The 20,067-nt window shown below is 35.9% G+C and carries 13 protein-coding genes and 1 other RNA gene; 12 read left to right on the top strand and 2 right to left on the bottom strand.

Annotated elements, in window-relative coordinates:
• From BN53_RS06455 to nth, 7 genes are all read left to right on the top strand, one after another.
• Entirely contained in the window at positions 1 to 3,483 is a 3,483-nt protein-coding gene (locus BN53_RS06455; RefSeq protein WP_009560133.1) for a PD-(D/E)XK nuclease family protein, read from the top strand.
• Positions 3,483 to 7,097 (top strand): helicase-exonuclease AddAB subunit AddA, encoded by a 3,615-nt coding sequence (gene addA, locus BN53_RS06450; protein WP_009560132.1) that lies wholly within the window; start codon positions 3,483 to 3,485, stop codon positions 7,095 to 7,097. The genes BN53_RS06455 and addA overlap by 1 nt, the downstream gene beginning before the upstream one ends.
• Positions 7,098 to 7,124: 27 nt before the next feature.
• A complete protein-coding gene (locus tag BN53_RS06445; RefSeq protein WP_009560131.1) occupies positions 7,125 to 9,911 on the top strand; it encodes a helicase C-terminal domain-containing protein in 2,787 nt (928 codons plus the stop codon).
• On the top strand, positions 9,911 to 10,408 hold the full coding sequence (locus BN53_RS06440) for a hypothetical protein (RefSeq protein WP_040537387.1): 498 nt from the start codon (positions 9,911 to 9,913) through the stop codon (positions 10,406 to 10,408). The genes BN53_RS06445 and BN53_RS06440 overlap by 1 nt, the downstream gene beginning before the upstream one ends.
• A gap of 50 nt (positions 10,409 to 10,458) precedes the next feature.
• Positions 10,459 to 11,757 (top strand): asparagine--tRNA ligase, encoded by a 1,299-nt coding sequence (gene asnS, locus BN53_RS06435; protein ID WP_009560129.1) that lies wholly within the window; start codon positions 10,459 to 10,461, stop codon positions 11,755 to 11,757.
• 86 nt (positions 11,758 to 11,843) lie between these two features.
• On the top strand, positions 11,844 to 12,485 hold the full coding sequence (locus BN53_RS06430; RefSeq protein WP_009560128.1) for a DnaD domain protein: 642 nt from the start codon (positions 11,844 to 11,846) through the stop codon (positions 12,483 to 12,485).
• A gap of 2 nt (positions 12,486 to 12,487) precedes the next feature.
• Positions 12,488 to 13,126: an endonuclease III gene (nth, locus tag BN53_RS06425; RefSeq protein ID WP_009560127.1), complete on the top strand. Its 639-nt coding sequence runs from the start codon at positions 12,488 to 12,490 to the stop codon at positions 13,124 to 13,126.
• 66 nt (positions 13,127 to 13,192) lie between these two features.
• Here the strand turns inward: nth and BN53_RS06420 are convergent, their stop codons facing one another.
• Entirely contained in the window at positions 13,193 to 15,484 is a 2,292-nt protein-coding gene (locus tag BN53_RS06420; RefSeq protein WP_009560126.1) for a PBP1A family penicillin-binding protein, read from the bottom strand.
• Positions 15,474 to 16,103: a Holliday junction resolvase RecU gene (recU, locus tag BN53_RS06415; RefSeq protein WP_009560125.1), complete on the bottom strand. Its 630-nt coding sequence runs from the start codon at positions 16,101 to 16,103 to the stop codon at positions 15,474 to 15,476. Before recU ends, BN53_RS06420 begins: the two co-directional genes overlap by 11 nt.
• Positions 16,104 to 16,171: 68 nt before the next feature.
• Here recU and BN53_RS06410 point away from each other — a divergent pair, with 68 nt between their 5' ends.
• From BN53_RS06410 to BN53_RS06395, 5 genes are all read left to right on the top strand, one after another.
• Positions 16,172 to 16,735, top strand: a complete 564-nt coding sequence (locus BN53_RS06410; RefSeq protein WP_009560124.1) for an SLOG family protein — start codon at positions 16,172 to 16,174, stop codon at positions 16,733 to 16,735.
• Positions 16,736 to 16,825: 90 nt separating this feature from the next.
• Complete coding sequence (locus BN53_RS06405; RefSeq protein ID WP_009560123.1) at positions 16,826 to 17,254, top strand: DivIVA domain-containing protein; 429 nt, start codon at positions 16,826 to 16,828, stop codon at positions 17,252 to 17,254.
• Positions 17,255 to 17,280: 26 nt separating this feature from the next.
• Positions 17,281 to 17,638, top strand: an RNA gene (rnpB, locus tag BN53_RS09490) — RNase P RNA component class B.
• 65 nt (positions 17,639 to 17,703) lie between these two features.
• Entirely contained in the window at positions 17,704 to 18,828 is a 1,125-nt protein-coding gene (locus BN53_RS06400) for a THUMP domain-containing class I SAM-dependent RNA methyltransferase (RefSeq protein WP_009560122.1), read from the top strand.
• The gene (locus tag BN53_RS06395; protein ID WP_009560121.1) at positions 18,825 to 20,057 is read left to right on the top strand and encodes a metallophosphoesterase; all 1,233 of its coding nucleotides are present in this window, start codon (positions 18,825 to 18,827) and stop codon (positions 20,055 to 20,057) included. The genes BN53_RS06400 and BN53_RS06395 overlap by 4 nt, the downstream gene beginning before the upstream one ends.
• The last annotated feature ends 10 nt before the right edge of the window (positions 20,058 to 20,067 follow it).

The following is a 20,067-nucleotide window of genomic DNA, read 5'->3' as shown; positions in this document are numbered from 1 at the left end:
ATGATTAACTTTTTAACTGGTCGTCAAACTGACCCATTACAAGAAATAATCCTGGATCGAGCTGTACAACACTACCAGCAAAATCCAGACAAATTAACCTTTATAATTGTCCCAAATCATATTAAGTTTACCACAGAAGTTAAAGCAATATCTAAACTAGCAAAATTAGAAAATGCAAGTAGCGTTGCAGTCAAAAATTTACAAGTTTTATCTTTTTCAAGATTGGCCTGGTACTTTTTAAAAGATCAAGAAAAGGGTATGCAAACCCAGCTTGACGATGCCGCTGCAGCAATGTTATTGAGTAGAATAATTCGCAAGCATCATGATGAATTTTTGCTGTTTAAATATGTGAATGTTAACTCCGGCTTAGTAGATCAAATCTATAAGACAATTTTGCAAGTCTATGAAGGCAATTTGGATTTAGACGAAATAGATACAGATGCTCTTAATCTTGAAACTAGGAACAAAATTCATGACCTCAAAATCATTTATCAAGCCTTTATCGAAGAAATTGCTGACAAATTTGTAACCAAAAATGAGATCCAATTACAATTAAACGATGCATTGAGTAAGGCCAACTTATCTCAAAGTAGCTTTTATTTTACGGACTTTTCTCACTTTTCTTTGCAAGAGAGTTTAACTATCAAATTGCTGATGCTTAGAGCGCAAAATATAACGCTAGCATTTAAAACTGGCCTTGGCAATTTGAGACCAAATCCAGAAGCAGGTGACTATGATTATGTTATCCAACAAACAATTAACCGTTTGATTGACTTTGCTAGCAAACGTTCATTGAATTTCGATATAGAAGAATTGCCTCTAGCCCCAAAACAAAATGGCAAAGAACTACTGAATGCTTTTTGGATTGGCGCTACAGATGATCTGTCAGATTTTGATCAGATTCAGCTTGTAAAAGCAGATTCGCGTTATGCCGAAGCATATTTTGTCGCTAGAACCATTTACCAGCAAGTTGCCTTAAACAATTACCGCTTCAAAGACTTTTTGATCCTTGCATCTAATTTGAAGGAATACGAAACTTATTTGGCGCCAATTTTGCGTCAAAACAAGATTCCTTTCTTCAATGATCTCCAACAAGAGATGAAGTATCATCCATTAGTTATTTTAATCGAAAATCTTGCGGATATGCTCAAAAATAATTACCAAACTGCTAATATTATTGCAATCTTAAAAACTCGATTGCTCATCCCAGATTGGTATCAAAATGAATCTTTATATCTTAAGGATGTCGATTCACTAGAAAACTTTGTCTTAGCACATGGAATCAACCATAATCTTTGGTTAAAGGATTTATCTAGCTTTTTGAACAACAACGTTATTAGATTAGATAAATATCCAGATGAGGTAGCAAGATTAGATCAACTAAGATCGTATGTTATTGATAAAATCAGCAAGCTGATTCAAGACCTCAATCAAGAAACTGATAGCAAGCAAGCTTTGAGAATCTTTTTCGACTTTTTAGTTGATTGTGGCATCCCTAAACGATTAGAGCAGTGGCGAGAGCGCGATAGCGATGCAGGCGACTTACAACAAGCACAGCAACCCGAGCAGCTATGGTCATTATTAATGACCTTATTCCAGGACTACTTATTGATTAATCCAGTTGAGTTTGAAGCAAATGGCTTTTTTGAGATGCTTATTTCTGCTTTCAAAGAAGCTAACTTTTCGCAAATTCCATCTACTTTGGATGCGGTCAATATCTCTGAACTAGGAATGGTGCAGGCTACTGGCTACAAACAGGTTTTCATCATTGGCGTAACTAGTGCTAACTTGCCTAACATCAGTAAAACGCCTGGATTTTTGAGCAGCGAAAACTTGGATGACTTAGCCAAATCTTTTAGTGATGAAGCATATATTGAAGACCAACAAAAGATTAACAACCTAGATCAAGACTATCAATTTGGTTTGGCACTAGTTTTAGCACAAGACCGAGTATATTTGACGTATCCTGTTTTGAATGCTTCAAATGAAAAACTAGATCCTTCCATCTTTTATCGAAAATTTGCACAAGCTGGTGCACTTGAATTTGCTCAGCATGATTTGCCAGATAAATTGAACGATTTATTGTATTTTGTGACTAGTCCTGAAGCAACTCTTGGATATTTGGCATACCTTAATAGTATTGAACCAAGCAAGACTTTAGATGAGTTATTAGCTATTTCAAGGGAATATTTGCCTAAGCTAGAAGAAAATATCATTGAAGCTAGTCAATTTGACAATAAGCCTCAAAATCTTGGTATTGATCTAGCTAAAGAGCTTTATGGCGAGCGCCTAAATTCTTCAGTTTCACAACTAGAGACTTTTTATGAGAACTCCTATGAATACTTCTTGAACTATGGTTTGAAATTAAGAAGAAGATTCAAAAATGAGTTTGATGTGATTCAAGCGGGTAATTATTTCCATGAGACCTTTGATCGCTTGGTTAAATATTTACAACAAAGAAAACTTGATTTATCAGAGATTTCAGAGTTAGAGCTAGAAAAAAGCTTAAGTGATATTCGAGCAGTCATGAAAGAAGAAGGGCGTTATGCTCAGCTAATGAATGATCCATTCAATCGATACTTGTTTGATTGTCTAGATAAAACAACGTCAGATGTGGCAGTTAGCTGGTATAAACGTCTACAAAGAACGCCGCTTCGACCTAGATATTCAGAATTGGCCTTTGGTTTTGGCGAAAAAATTCAAGGAATCAATCTTGATCTGCCTGATTTATCAGATAAGCATGCTGTCAATTTGCGTGGTAAGATCGATCGGGTAGACCTGGCGCCTTTTTCTGATAGCAATCGAATTCTCGCACAGGTTATTGACTATAAATCTTCAGCTAAGAGTTTTGATTTGGGTATGTTCTACAATGGAATTTCATTGCAGATGATTTCATACTTAGATGTCTTAGAGCGCAATAAGAACTTCTTTACGGGCAATAATGACCTTTCATTACTAGGGGCCTTTTATCAAACTGTTACTCATAAGCTTGATAAAATAAACTCTAAGCAGTCTATTGATAAAGCATTTAACGTAAAGAAAAAGCTCTTAGATAGCAGATCCAGGCTTGAATATACAGGGATCATTTCTAATAATCCGGATAATCTTAAGCAGGCTGAACCGCTTTTGCTCAAAGATGGAGATAAGGATAAACGTCTTTACTCTGGACTTTCTGTAAGAAAGAATGGTGAATTCTCAATTACCGGAGAGACTAATTTCAGTGACACAGAAATGCAGCTTTTACTGGAATATAATGAATACCTAATCAAGCAAGCTGCCAAGAAAATTTTATCTGGTGAAATTGAAATGAATCCATTTAAGTACGGTAATAGTAGTAATGCATTGACTTATTCTGATTACCGAGACGTCTTCTTCTTCGATGCTATGCTTAGACAAAATAAATATCACAATATCAGCAAGATAAACAAGAAGGATTTATTGAACCAAATAAAAGAGCGATTACAGAAAAAGGATGAAGATTAATGCCATATACTAAGGAACAAGAATTAGCGATCAATGATCGAAATCATGATATTTTGGTTTCCGCTTCAGCCGGTTCAGGAAAAACAACAGTCTTGGTTCAAAGAGTGTTAAAGGAAATCATTTCGGGTGTAGGTGTAGATCAACTTTTAATTGTTACGTTTACTAAGGCAGCCGCAGCTGAAATGAAAGATCGAATCAAGCGTGAACTACTTAGGAAGATGTATGAACCAGATAGCGATAAAGTTTATTTAAAAAACCAGTTGAACAACGTCGATACAGCAAACATTTCAACAATCGATGCTTTCTGTTTGGATGTAATTCACCGCTTTTACTATGCCGTTGATATTGATCCTAGCTTTAATATCTTGACTGACGAAACTCAAGCTGCTCTTTTAAAAGAACGTGCACTAAAAGATATTGAAACAGAATTTTTAGAAAACAAGGACGAAGATTTTTTAGCCTTTTATGACAATTTTGCCGGAGACCGTGATGCAGAAGGCCCGCGCAATTTGTTGTTAGATCTATATAACTTTGCCATGGCTAAGCCTGACTATCGACAATGGTTGCAGCAGTTGCCAAATGACTATGCTTTAGATGATCAGACTTTGGTAAAAGCTGATCTATGGCAAAAAGAGCTAAAGCAATATTTATCGACGATTTTTTCTGATTTAAAAAAGAAAAATGATGCCTTGCTTGAAACATCATTCATGGAAAGCAAGGAGCTTGCTAAAGTAAGAGACAGTTTTACTATTTTTCAATCAAGTTTAACTAATTATCTTGAGGCTTTAACTAATGATGAGTCGTTTGACCATCAACGAGAGGCTTTAAGATCATGTGTATTTGTAGACTTCAGAATTAGTAAAAAATGGCCAGAAGATATACAAGAATTCTATCAACAAGACATAATGAGCTTTAAACAAGAAGCCAGAGACTTGATTTTCAATACCTTTGCAACAATTTATATTAATTCAGAAGATGAACAACAAGAGATTTTGCAAAAGGCACATAAAATCGTCAAAGCAATTTCTAAAGCAGAATTAGCTCTAATTGATCGCTTTAATGCTCTCAAGAGAGAACAGAATTATCTTGACTTTACTGATATGGAACAACTGGCTTACGAAATTTTGAGTCAAGATACTTCCAATGCAAAGCTTGCACAAGAGTTTTATCAAAGCAAATTTAAAGAGATCCTAGTCGATGAGTATCAGGACATCAATGAACTTCAAGAAAGAATTATCCAACTTTTAAAAGATGACAAACAGAATACTCTTTTTATGGTTGGTGACGTCAAACAATCAATCTATGGTTTTAGACAGGCCGAACCTAGTTTGTTTTTAAAGAAGTATCATGATTTCGGCAATTCTGATCAGTCGAAAAAAATGCGGATTATTTTAAAGGACAATTTCCGTTCTAGTCGTCCAGTCGTTAGCTTGGTCAACGGCATTTTTAATACAATTATGACTACAGACTTTGGTGGAATTGACTATACCAGTGAAGGACAGTTGATTTTTGGGGCAAGCTACTATCCTGAAAAGTTAGAGCAATCTAGCGAAATCATCTATCATAAAAAAGAGAGCGGAAAAGCTACTGAAAATGATGAATCAGATGATATTTCTTATTCAGAAGTTCAAATGGTTATTGAGCGAATCAATCAATTCAAACGCGAAGGACTTCAAATTTATGATGCTAAAACAGGTGAAAGTCGGGACTTTAGGTATAGCGATATAGCGATTTTAACTCGAAGCAGAAGCAACAACTTGGATATTATGCAAGAATTTGCCCAAAGCAACATCCCGCTTTTTGTCAGCGATGCGGCTAACTACTTCCAGACTTTTGAATTGACTGTTATTATGAATTACCTGAAGATAATTGATAATCCTGATCAAGACATTCCTTTGGTCTCAGTCTTGCGGTCACCAATTTTTTCATTTAACGAACCTGAACTGGCAAAGATAAGGATTAACAATAAACAGTCAAGTTTTTATCAAGCTTTGCTTTCATATATCTCAGTTAATGATGATTTGAGTATCAAGATCAAAAACTTCCTCAACCAGTTAGAATCATTGCGAGACTTTGCAGTAAGTCATCGGATTTCTGAATTGATCTGGAGCGTATATGAGCGAACAGGGCTGTTAGAAATAATGACCGCCTTGCCAAACGGTAAGCAAAGACGAGTAAATCTTGAGACTCTGTATGAGCGTGCAGCATCCTATGAATCTGCTGGCTTCAAAGGTTTATATCAATTTATTAATTTCATTGAACGCATGCGCCGAAGCCAAAAAGATTTAGCTCAGCCGTTATTATCCCAAGAAGCCGAAAATGCGGTTAAGCTGATGACGATTCACGGATCGAAGGGACTAGAATTTCCAATAGTATTCTACATTGGCTTAGAGCATCGCTATCAAACTAAAGATTTAACTGGTGATTATGTTATTAATTCAACTGGCTTGGGCATATCAGTTAAACAAGACCATTATCGAGCTGATTCTTTGCTCAAAGCCTTAGGAAATATTGAAAAACGTAGACAAATCATTGAAGAAGAAAGTAGAATTTTATATGTCGCTTTAACTAGAGCAAAACAAAAACTTGTTCTTGTTACGGAAATTCCTGGCTTCGATAAAAAAGTGGCTGAATGGAGTGCTAAGCCTAACCAAAAGCAAATGATTCTACAGGATAAGCTAAATGCTAAATGTCCACTAGATTTTGTAGGACAGGCACTAGCTTTTGACAAGCACGCTAGTCAAAAGATCTCTGAAATTTCGAAAGAATTAGATCAAAAAGAAGAAGTTCTATACTTGGACTTTAACAGTGATGAGTATCAACAACCTGAGCCTAAAAAACTTGACAAAGATACTGAAACTAGCAACTCTTTATTGTTAAAAACATCAAGTAGACTATTTGATTTTAATTACAAATTTAAAGATGCCAGCACCACAACAGCCTATCAGGCAGTTTCTGAAATCAAGCGGATTTTTAATGATCCTGTTGAGGTTGAACTAGAAAACGCCCATATGGATAAATCAAACAATCGATTTTTGCAGCCAATCGATACTAGACCAGCATTTTTGTTTAATGACAAATTTACTGGGGCGGATATTGGTACGGCTACACATACTGTTTTGCAGTATTATGATTACACGCTTGATGCTTCAGACCAACAATTGGAGCTAGAGATTCAGCAATTGGTTGATCAACATAAATTGAATCCAAATATCATCCCTCACTTACATCTAGATCAGATTAAATGGTTTGTTAGAGGCGAATTTGCGCAGAAGTTTAGAGAAAATCCGGATAAGCTTTTCCGTGAAATAGACTTTTCAAGCTTATTGCCTGCTAAGAAATTATTTGATGATTTCTCTGATGAAAATGCAAAAATCCTGGTTCACGGTACGATAGATGGATATTTTGTTGAAGATGATGGTATCATTTTATTTGACTATAAGACTGATTATGTTGATAAAAAGAATTTAGATTCAGCAATTGAATTGATCAAGCAAAAGTATCAAGGACAATTGCGCTTGTATGAACAAGCTTTAACTTCATTTAGCAATTTAAAGGTAAAGGCTAAGTATTTGATTTTACTTGATGCGCAGGAGATAGTAGAAATAGTTTAGTTAGTAGAAAGGAATAGGGATTAACTAATGTCGCAAATTTTTGATGATGAGACATTTGCAGTTGTAGATCTAGAGACAACGGGGACCCAAAGGGAAAATGGTAATCATATCATTCAATTTGGATGTGCAATTGTCAAAAAAATGAAGGTTGTGAAAACCTATTCTTTCATGATCAATCCTAATTGTGATATTCCAATGTCCATTCAAAATTTGACTGGAATCACCAATGAGGATGTGGCTAATCAACCAGATTTTTCTCATTATGCTCAAAAGATAGTAGAAATTCTAGAAGGAACTACTTTTGTAGCTCATAATGTTGCCTTTGACTTACCATTTTTAAACTACGAATTGACGCAACATGGCTATGAAGCATTGACAAATAGAGCCATTGATACAGTTGAATTAGCTAAAATTGCCTTTCCGACCTTGCCATCATACAAGCTGAGCGATCTGACATCTAGTTTAGGAATTAAACATACAGATCCTCATAAGGCAGATTCTGATGCTTATGGAACCGCCATTTTATTGATTGAGTGTATCCAGCAATTCGAGAAACTACCTCAGGCCACTTTAAACACATTGAGTTCTCTTGCTCGGGGACTTGTTAGAGATACATCTTGGATCTTTAAGAAAATTGCAGACGATTATCGTCAACATCGTTATCCTTTATCTAAAGACTACATTCAAATTCGAAATATCGTTTTGCAACGTCAGATAGTCGGAAATACTAACGAAGTAGCTACTGATAAAACTTTTCCAACAAGTGATGCAGAAAAAAGGAAACTGCTCAAAGGAAAGCTTAACTATCGTCAAGAACAGATAAAACTAATTAACAAGATTCATCAGTTTGTTGACGATGACTTTGAACGTGCGATGATCGTAGAATCGCCTAACGGTACAGGAAAAACGTTTTCTTACTTGTTTGCTTACGCTTATAGTTTGTATTCTAGCCGAAAACTAGTGATCGCTACGCCTACCAAAATCTTGCAGGAACAAATCTTAAAAAAAGAAATTCCACAACTTCTTGATATAACCAAATTGGATATTAGAGCTGAAATAGTGAAGTCGAGCCGACATTATATTGATTTGGACGGATTTGTTCAGAGTATCTTTAAGGATACTCAAAATAGAGCTAGTTTAGTTCTGAAAATGCGAATCTTGGTTTGGCTGACTAAAACAAAAACTGGTGACCTTGATGAACTACAATTAACAAATTACAATAGCCCATTGTTTAATCAGATAACTCATCCAGGTGATGCACGTGTTGGAACGCATTTTGCTAAAGTTGACTTTTGGAATTTAGCTAGACAGCGCCAAGAGACAGCTGACATCTTAATCACGAACCATGCATACCTAGCCAACCACTTCACTGATAATATTTGGGGACAGAATCCTTATCTAGTAATTGATGAGGCTCATAGATTTAGTGATAATGTTTTGAGTTCACGCAATGATGCTTTGCAGTTTGAAGCGATTTGGGGAACTTTGAGCCACTTGCGCAATCTGCTTACTTTCTCTGATGATAGTATTCAAAATATCTTGAACGATGATCTAGGTTTCAATTTAAGAATTCAGAAGCTTGATAGTAAAATTTTGGATTTGATCTATACTATCAACTCATTACAGAAATATCTGTATTATAAACCAGCAGATGATAGTGATTATACTCAGCTGCCAAACGATAGTGTCAAAGTAAGTTTCTTAGGAAAAACACTATTTCCTGACAACAGCCCAATTTTTCAGGAATTTTCAAAATTTGAAGTTCAACTTGAAGAAGTTCGTCAGGCAACTAGCAATATCATGGATCGATTGTATCAAGAAGATAATGTTTTTATTATTAATAACAATAGTATTTTGAATGAATTGACTGATGTTCTTGATCAGCTTGATTTATATCTTGAAAAAAGCTATCAATTTGTAGATATGCTGAATGATAAAGATCATCTGCAAGAAAAAGGATTTATTCTAAATATTACTAATAATGAGGATCCACTAAGTACCAATTTACATTGGCTAATGTTAGATGTCTCAGAAGAATTGGAACAAATTTATAGTCGATTCGATCATTTGTTGTTCATAAGTGCTACACTAACTGATAATGATAAATTTGATTATTCAATTAGGCAGCTTGCAATTGAACAGTTAGATCCTCTTACTTATATTGGAAATAGTACTTTTAATTTTGAGGATAAGCTAAAGGCGTTTATCATAGAAGATATGCCAGATCCAAATTCTCCGGCTTATGCTGATAATCTGGCGAAAGTTATTGCTCAGAATTTTACCCAAAGCTCGCACGTATTGGTTCTGATGACCAATCTTGATCAGATTAAGCAGGTTTTTGAGAAGCTTGTTTCTTATGAAGAAATCAAGGATTATGAGTTATTAGGGCAGGGGGTTACAGGTTCTAATAACAAGATCGCTAAGAGATTTTCTATTGCGCCAAAGACCATTTTATTGGGAGCAGATAGCTTTTGGGAAGGAATCGATTTCCATGATTGCGGGATTGATGATGTGATTGTAACAAGATTGCCATTTGAGTCACCAGATTTACCAGAAGTACATTTGAGACAAGAATTTTTGGCTAACCAAAATATCAATTTCTTTGAGAATGATACTTTACCTAGAGCGGTAATTCGCTTTAGACAAGGAATAGGTAGGTTGATTCGTGGTGAATATGATTCGGGTAGATTTACCGTTTTAGATTCAAGAATTCTTACTCAAAGATATGGTCATGAATTTATTGAGACCATACCGGTAGAGGCCAAAATTATTCCGCAAAAAAAACTTAAGAATGAAGTTGAAAAGAAACTATGATTTTAAGAGACGATACACGACAGGTAATTAGATTTCTCCTAGGAGTCTTAGTAGCAGTAATAGTTCTATTCTTCGGAAGCATCTTTGTTTTTTATAAAGCAGGATCTACAAGTAGAACCCACGACAAAACGATGCTTAATGTAGCTAAACAAAAAACACCAATTGTTCAAGTTGATCGTTATTATCATCTAAATCGTGGTACAAATAGCTACGCTTTGGCAGGCAAGAGCAACAAAAAAGCAAGTTATTACTTTGTCTATTTACCTAAAAGCAAAAAGGCTTTCTTGTATGAAGCAAAAAAAGGCTTTACACAGACGGAAATTATTGATAAATTTAAAAAAAGTTACAGGAATAAATCTATCAGCTCTATTAATTTTGGCTGGTACCAAGGTAATCCTGTTTGGGAAATTGCTTATAAAAATTCCAATCATAAATTAGGCTACGTTATGTATAATTTTAAAAACGGAATTGAGATAAACAAGGTCGATAATTTATAGTTTTTTTGGTATCATATAGACAGTAAAAATAAAAGGTGGATAGTAATTTTATGACAGAATTAATTTCAATTAAAGACTCTTCCAAATACGTCGGTGAAGAGGTTAGAATGCATGTTTGGTTAACTGATAAGCGTTCAAGCGGAAAGATTATCTTTTTGCAGTTGCGTGATGGTACAGCATTTTTCCAAGGTGTTGTTAGAAAAGAAAACGTTTCTGAAGAAGTATTTGCAGCAGCAAAATCTTTGTACCAGGAAGCAAGTTTCTACATTACAGGTACTGTACATGAAGATACTCGTTCACACTTTGGTTACGAAATCCAAATTTCTGATTTAGAAGTTGTTACTAACAATGAAGGATACCCAGTAACTAACAAGGAACACGGTGTTGATTTCTTATTGGATCACCGCCACCTTTGGTTAAGAAGTCGTCGTCCTTTTGCAATTATGCAAATTAGAAACACTTTGTTTAAGGCAACTGTTGACTTCTTTGAAAAAGAAGGTTTCATCAAGTTTGATGCTCCTTTCTTTGTTCACTCTGCTCCAGAAGGAACTACTGAATTATTCCATACTGAATACTTCGACCATGACGCATATTTATCACAATCTGGTCAATTATACGGTGAAGTAGGTGCTGAAGCATTCGGTAAGATCTTTACTTTTGGTCCAACTTTCCGTGCTGAAGAATCTAAGACCCGTCGTCACTTGACTGAATTTTGGATGATGGAACCAGAAATGGCTTGGATGCACCAAGATGAATCTCTTGATATTCAAGAAAGACTTTTGGCATACATTACTGGTCAAGTTTTGGAAAAGAACCTTTACGAATTGAAGTTGCTAGGTAGAGATCCTGAAAAGTTACGCCCAACTGCTGAAGGTAACTTTACTAGACTTAGCTACGATGATGCTGTTAAGATGCTTCAAGATGCTGGTCGCGACTTTAAGTGGGGTGACGACTTTGGTGCACCTGACGAAGCATTCATTTCAGAGCAATTTGACCGTCCATTCTTCATTGTTAACTATCCAACAGCTATCAAGCCATTCTATATGAAGAAGAATCCTGAAAACCCTAAGGAATACCTATGTGCTGATGTATTAGCACCAGAAGGATACGGCGAAATCATGGGTGGTTCTGAACGTGAAAGTGATTACGAAACTTTGAAATCACAAATTGAAGAAGCTGGACTTAACTTAGACGATTACGAATGGTACCTAGACTTGCGTAAGTTCGGTAGTGTTCCTCACTCTGGATTTGGTATGGGATTTGAACGTGTAATTGCTTGGATTTGTAACTTAGACCACGTTCGTGAAGCAATTCCATTCCCAAGAACTATTAATCGTTTACGCCCATAGTAAAAAATATAATGGATCAGTTAAAAAGCAGAGCATAGTTTAACTATTTCTGCTTTTTCTTTATCTTTTATCTGTGAGGGAAAAGAATGAATTACAATGATTATCGGCGAATAGGATTTTCTACCCTGCAAAATTCACTTATCGCTTATTATTCCAAATTGAATATTTCTGATGCAGAATTTGTCTTAATTGTTCAATTGGAAGCTTTTTTCCAAAAAGGAGATAACTTTCCTTCTAATGAAAAAATTGCTGCTAATACTAACATGTCTGTTTCGGAAATTGCAGGATTAATTCAACGACTAATTGAAAAAAATTATCTAACGATTGAACAAATTACTGATAATCAGGGAAGAATTGGTAATTGTTACAGTTTGGCTGGACTTTACGATCGATTAGAAGAATACTTAACTAACAATGTTGTTATTAAAGCAGACAACAAACAAGAAATTAAGCCTGCAGATAATATTGACAATAGCCCAATAAATCTTTTGCTTAGAAAGTTTGAAATTGAATTTGGGCGTTACCTTAGTCCGATTGAACGAGAAGAAATTGCTGCATGGATTGAAGCTGACCACTATTCACCAGATATCATTGAATTAGCCTTAAGAGAGTCAGTTTTATCGCAGGTATACAGTTTGAAATATGTTGATCGAATTCTGTTAAATTGGCAACGTCATAATTTAAAAACAGCTGAAGATGTATCCAGATTTTTGAAAAGGAATAGATAATTATGGATAAAACTAGCAATCTGTTAACTGATCAAGAAGCACGTGAGGTTTTGGAACAAATCGGTGCAATGTATCCTGATGCAAAAGGCGAATTATATTGGGATAACCATTTTCATTTACTATGTGCGGTTTTAATGAGTGCACAAACGACTGATAAGATGGTCAATAGTGTTATGCCAAAGTTCATTGAGGATTTTCCAACACCTGGTGACTTGGCTGATGCAGATATTAAGGATATCGAGAATGATATTTCTAAAATCGGCTTGTATCACTCTAAAGCAAAACATCTAAAAGCAACAGCGAAGATTTTGCGAGATAAATACAATAGCGAAATACCTGCTGATAAGAAAATCTTGATGTCTTTGCCTGGGGTGGGAGAGAAAACTGCCAATGTCGTCTTAGCTGAAGGATTTGGCATCCCTGCAATTGCTGTCGATACTCATGTGGCTAGAATATCTAAGAAATTTAAAATTGTTGCTCAGGATGCTAAGCCTCATGAGATCGAAAAAAGACTAGAAGAGATATTGCCAAAAGAAGAGTGGATTCACACTCACCATGCAATGATCCACTTTGGAAGATATACTATGCCTGCCAGAGCTAAAAATCCAGATCCATATTCATATCTAACTAAGAAAAAATAATATTGAACAAACCAAAAGAATCTAGTGATGTTTTTTCAAACAATTCACTAGATTCTTTTTTGTTAATTAATCATTGTTATGACTTGTAGACGAGCTTGAATTTGATTGCGCAGACGAACTACTTTGAGAACTTGAAGATGAAGATCTTGAACTAGAGGAACTTGATCGAGAGCTACTTGATTGACTTGATGAACTACTTTGACTAGAACTAGTCTGAGTGGTTACAGTATTAGTTTGTTCATCGTTTGTATCTGTTTCTTCATCGTCTTCGTCATAGCTAGCATCATCAATGATTCCAGCAGGAGCATGACCTCTAACGAATAGTTGCCATTGACCACTTTGGCCAGCAGATGCAACTTCAGGTGGGTTAGAATTCTTAACAATCTTTGCTCTGATAACAGAAGATGGTTTTTCCCAATTTAAGTTTTTCTTGGATTGCATTAAATAAGTCATCATGTACTTATACATTAACTGAGCAGAATATTGGCCATCTCCAAAAATTGAACCATCCTTCAAATTATCATAACCCGTCCAAACGCCCATTACATAGCTTCTAGTATAACCAACAAACCATGAATCTTTTGGCGTAGAAGCGTAGGATGGGTACTTAGCTAATTCTTCATCAGAATACTTAACAGTTCCTGTTTTACCAGCTTGATATAAACCATCGATTTGTGCTTTTGTACCAGATCCAGATTTAATTACTCCTTTAAGCATGTCAGTAATCATGTAAGCAGTTGACTTCTTCATGACTCTAACACCACTAGAATCGTAATTTCTAGTTAGGCCATCTGGAGTTTCTATCTTCGATACAAACTGTGGCTTATGGTAAATACCGCCAGTCGCAAATGCAGAGTAAGCACCACTCATTTGTAAACTTGAAGCGTTAGCACCAATGGCTACAGAAAGGCCAGACTTGGCTGAAACATTGACGCCCATTCTCTTAGCAAAAACAGATGCCCGAGCCATCCCGACTTCAGCTAAAGTCTTAACAGCTGGCACGTTTCTTGATTGTTCAAGCGCATATCTCATGGTCATGTCGCCCATATATTTATTATCCCAGTCATATAACTGAATATTAGTACCAGGGTATACATACTTGCTGTCATCCAAAATATGTGCTGTTGACCAGTTTAAGTATTGAATAGCAGGAGCATAATCCAAAACAGGTTTGATTGAAGAACCTGTTGACCTACCTGTTTGAACGGCACGGTCAAGACCAAGCTGAATGGATGGCAGGTGACGACCACCCAGAATTGCAACAACGTGTCCATTATTAGGATCAATTACGGTTGCACCGATTTGCATTTTGTTGTCTGTGAATGGAACAGTTCCATCGTTTGCTAGTTTGTAGAGCTTGTTTTGTGCTTTTTGATCAATATTGATTGTGATCTTAAGGTTATCAGTATAAGGATCAAAGCCTTTGCTTTTAACTTCAGAAATTACTTCTTTGATATAAGGGTCATCAATTTTGCGCAATTTAGATTCGCTACTTGACGTATGTTTCTTCAATCCTTTGGTGATGCTTTCATTTACAGCTTGCTCATATTGTTGCTTGCTAATCTTATCATTATTGAGCATCGCCTTTAATACAACGTCTCTTCGATATTTAGCATCCTTTGGATAAAGATATGGATCATACGCTACAGGTGCATTTGGCATCCCGGCAAGTAGGGCAGTTTGTGCAAGATCTAATTTCTTAAGAGACTTATGGTAGTAGTAATTTGCTGCTGTTCCCATACCATAGTTTCCATAATTCATGTAAACCTTATTGATGTAAAACTCTAGAATTTGATCTTTTGAATATTCTCTTTGAATTTTCATAGCTAACCAAGCTTCTTGAGCTTTACGCTTTAGCGTACGTTGAGATGCATCAGTTGAAAACACCGTCAATTTTACGAGCTGCTGGGTGATAGTTGAACCACCAGCTGCAATACTATTGCTTTTGGCATTAGTAATGACTGAAGCTGCAATTCTGATTGGATCAACCCCAAGCTTGTCGGTATAGAATCTTTTATCTTCAACAGAAACAATTGCATCTTTTAAAAGTTGAGGAATTTGTTCATTTTTGACATAAATTCTTTTTTCAGAACCTAGTGACAGTAAGAATTTGCCATCATTAGTGTAAAGACTCGATGTTCCGCCACTTTGCAGTTGAGCTTGGCTAATATTAGGTGCGTCTTTAGCATAGTACGCAAAAAGGCCAATGCCAGAGACAACCACTACTAAAACTGCTAGAAATAGCCATTTAATAACTTTGACCCAGATACCACTGGATTTTCTGTTCGTCTTTCTACTTCTTCGATTATCGTTATTTGGAGAACTTCTACGCCTAGAATTATTTGTATTATTTGCCATTATCTTTTTTCCTATCTGTAATAAATTGGTCAACAGCATTTAAGTAGGGAATTGTTGGTCGAAATCCACTTTGAATTTCAATCGAATTATTCTCAATTTCCTCTAAAGTCATTGAACTTTTGTGCTTTTTATACCATTGCTGGATCACAAAGCTAGCTGGCGTTACAAAAAATCTTCCCAAGCTGGTAAATCCAATAATCGTAAAACAGATGCCATTTTGTTTTAGACAAGCTTCCAAATGATAAATCTGGTGTTCATGAAAGTTCTTCATTGGAAAATTAGTTTTATTTTTGGTTTCTTTAGCTTCAAAATCCAAATAGTATCCTTTATATACACCATTATAGTCAGTAGTTGATGCTTGTCTAAAATATGCTTCCTTAATTACTGCCTTAGATCTTTGAGGATAGTCAACTTTAACGATTTGAATTGGGGTTGGCTTTTTATGAACAACGGCAATTTCTTTTTCTAAATAATACTTATTAGACTCATTAATTTGTTGTTCTAGAGTCATCCCACGATCCGAAAAGTTGACACCTTTACGATGTTCATACTTTTTTCTGATTTTCGGCTGTTTAGCCTGATTAAAAATGGGTAAAGACCCATTAGGATATTTGACCATCATTATCACTCCTGTTAGCATTATAGCAATAAAGAACTTTTTTTTGAATAAGGGGCAATTTTACAAAAATGGAACGGCTATGGGTTACTGGTTATCGAGCATATGAACTTAATGTTTTCGGCGATAAGGATCCTAAAATTCAAGTTATAAAATATGCGTTAAAGCAGCGCCTAGTTAGTCTACTTGAGGAAGGCGCATTGGATTGGGTTATTACCGGAGCCAACCTAGGAACAGAACAATGGGCAGCAGAGGTCGCGCTTGAATTAAGAGAAGAGTATCCTCTAAAAGTTTCAGTAATTATACCATATGAAAACTTTGCCGATAGGTGGAATGACTCAAATCAAAGCAAATTTTTAAATTTAAAAAATCAAGTAGATTTCTTTGCATCAACTTCCAAAACTCCATACAGTAGTCCAGCGCAATTACGCAATTATCAAAATTTTATGTTGAAACATACAGACAGTGCGTTAATGGTCTATGATACGGAATATCCTGGCAAACCAAAGTACGACTACAGCTTGATCCGAAAGTATCAGGAAAGCGAAAATTATGAGCTTGATTTACTTGATTTCTATGATTTGCAAAGTTTTGCTGAAGAGTACTCTGAAAAGAATCGAAAAGATTATTTCTAAATATAAAGGTTTTGCTAAAGTGCACATAGCAGTTTATTAGTATGGTATTTTTTGCTAAAATATTACATAAGTGTAAAGGAGCTGTCAGAGATGGCAAAATTAAGTGATGTAAAATTATCATCAGAAGATATTTTAAAAAAGACATTTAAAACGAAGGTAAAAGGGTATGACCCAGACGAAGTTGATACTTATTTGGATCAAATCATATCTGACTATGGAGTTTTTCGACAAATAATCGAAGATCTATATGGTCAAATCGGTGACTTGCAAGGCAAGTTAATTGAAGCTCAAAAGAGTAGTAAAGCTGTTGTAGCAAAGCCAAGTGTGGAAAAAGATACTGAAGAAATCAAAACTTATACTCCAGTTAACAAACGTCCACACATTAGCAAGAATAGTTTCGAAGATAGTATATCTTTAGGCGAAACTTCTACTAATATGGCAATCATCCAACGAATTTCTACTCTTGAAAGAAAAGTTTATAATCTAGAACAACGAGTTTATGGCTTACAAAAGCAATAAAGTTTGTTATAATGTTTGATAGTGTGAGTTTTGTGCAGTCGCGGTTAGCTATAAGCTAGCTGAGGAAAGTCCACGCACGCACAAGCTGCGATGCTTGTAGTGTTCGTATTCAGCCTAATAAGCTGGAGGATTTTTATAATCACGGCGGAGAACGTGCTAAATCATTTTGACATGCATTAGTATCCTGGAAAGTGCCACAGTGACGTAGCAGAGTCGGAAACGACTCTGGTGGAACGAGGTAAACCCTGCGAGCGTGCAACCCAAATTTGGTGGGGGCGTCTTGATCTAAGGAATTGAACTAAAGATCAGGTTGATTTATTCAAAGATAGATGGCTGCAGACAGTGATTTGCCAAAATCACTAGAACAAAACGTGGCTTATAGAAATTCACATTGGCAGAGTTGGACTTCGAATGGAGTCCAACTTTTTTAATTTAAGAAAGAGATTACTATGAAGAAATATACACTCTACGCTACAATGGGAGCGGGCTTTGAAGCAGTTGTAGCCAAAGAACTCAAGGAATTGGGGTATGAGACCAAAACTGAAAATGGACGAGTATTTTTTGAGGGTACTCAAGAAGATATAGTTAGAACTAATCTTTGGCTTAGAACAGCTGATAGAATTAAGATTTTGCTGCAAGAATTTAGAGCAACGAGCTTTGAGCAACTATATGATCAAGTCTACAGTTTTTCATGGGCTGATTTATTACCAGTAGATGCACAATTTCCTGTTCAAGGCCGAGCTGTTAGATCAAAATTGCATTCTGAACCAGATATTCAATCAATTACCAAGAAGGCCATTGTTAACAAAATGGTTGATCAATACCACCGTAGAGGCTTTTTGCCAGAAACTGGGAATAAATATCCGTTAGATGTGCACATCTACAAAGATGTGGCTAGAATATCTCTTGATACTACTGGAGAAAGTTTATTCAAGCGTGGATACAGAGTTGAACATGGTGGCGCACCATTAAAGGAAAATTTTGGTGCTGGTTTATTAAGACTAACACCATATAACGGTACACACCCATTGATCGATCCAATGACTGGATCAGGTACATTAGCTATCGAAGCTGCCTTGATGGCCAAAAATATTGCTCCGGGAACTTGGAGAAAATTTGCATATGATGGCTTCGATTGGTTTGATAGTAGTTTGCATAAGACAATGTTAGAAGAAGCTTCAACCAAGGTTAAGCCATTAGAAGCACCGATCTGGGCTAGCGATATTGACCAGTCTGTTTTAGAAATTGCCAAACTGAACGCTCACAATGCTGGCGTTTTGCAAGATATAAGATTTAAACAAGTAGCAGTAAAGGACTTCACCACTGATTTAGAAAATGGAATTATTATTGCCAACCCACCTTATGGTAAACGACTTAAAGATCGTGAGTCTGCAGAAAAGCTTTATCAAGAAATGGGAAAAGTCTTTTTACCTATGGATAGTTTCAGTCAATATTACTTAACAGCTGATCAAAACTTTGAAAAGTATTTTGGCAAAAAAGCAACAAAGAAAAGAAAGTTATTCAATGGAAATCTTCGCGTAGATTTCTATCAATATTGGGTTAATAAAAAATGATTACTTCCGACTTAAACACAGAGATTTGGGTTATTTCCGACACTCACTTGATTGCTGACAGTTTGCATGATAATGGCCAAGCATTTTCGCGTATGCAAAAAACAAGCCAAGGTAAAGATTTGTATTACCAAGAAACAGCTTTGGCAGCTTTTGCTAGAATGGCAGAAAAGAAAAGACCTGCTGCAATCGTTGTTACTGGCGATGTGACTTTTAACGGCGAAAGAGTCTCAGCTGAAAAGTTTGCACAAATTTTTTCAAAAATGACAACTACCAAGTTGCTAGTTGTTCCTGGCAATCACGATATTTTCGATGGCTGGGCTAGAGAATTCCACGGTAAAAAGCAATACTATGCTGGCGAAATTAGTCCAAGATTTTGGAAAATGATTTTTAACAAATGCTACCGCATAGCAGAAAGTGAAGACGACAGTTCACTTGCTTACAGTGTTAAGTTGAATTCTCAGTACTTGCTTTTAATGTTAGATTCAAACTATTATGGAAAAGAAGAAACGACAGAAGCACCACATACGCGTGGTGGCATTAATAAAGAGCAGCTCAAATGGATAGAAGGGCAATTGAAATATGCCAGCAAAGAGAACTTGCGTCCAATCATTTTTATGCATCACAATTTATATGCACATAATCCAGCCGTTGATCGGGGATATGTGTTAGATAATGCGAATGAGTTGCGAAGATTGTGTAGTCGCTATAATGTTAAACTAGCTTTTTCCGGTCATATTCATGCGCAAAACATTTTGGGTCCGCAGGATATGACGCCAACTACGGAAATTGTCACATCAAGTTTTGGCTCTAATGATCAAGGATATGGAGTTGTTAGATTACACTCAAGACATATAACCTACATCCGAAAGGAATTTAACATGGCTGCTTATCTAACTGAAAAGGAAAAGCAGGACTATACATTACTACATTTTCGGGATTATTTAGAGACCTTGCAATTAGGTACAATCGCAGCTGACTTGATGCAATCGGACCTTAAGAAAAATCATAACAATCTTGACTTGATTAGAAAGATGGGCAAGCTTTTTGCAAAGATGAATTATAATTTCTATACAGGTTATAATCACTTGAGTGAAGCAGAATTATCAAAAATTCGCTCATCAGAAGAATATAAAGTTTTGATCAAACAACATCCAGAGTATAGGTTGTATCTAAAGACTTTATACGATACTAGCAGTCACAGCAATTTGCAAGCTAGAATTAATTATTAGAGATGCCATA

The sequence above is a fragment of the Lactobacillus pasteurii DSM 23907 = CRBIP 24.76 genome (assembly GCF_000297025.1).
Classification (GTDB): domain Bacteria; phylum Bacillota; class Bacilli; order Lactobacillales; family Lactobacillaceae; genus Lactobacillus; species Lactobacillus pasteurii.
The sequence above is the reverse complement of the archived record's forward strand: the minus strand, read 5'-3'. Positions and strand labels throughout refer to the sequence as shown.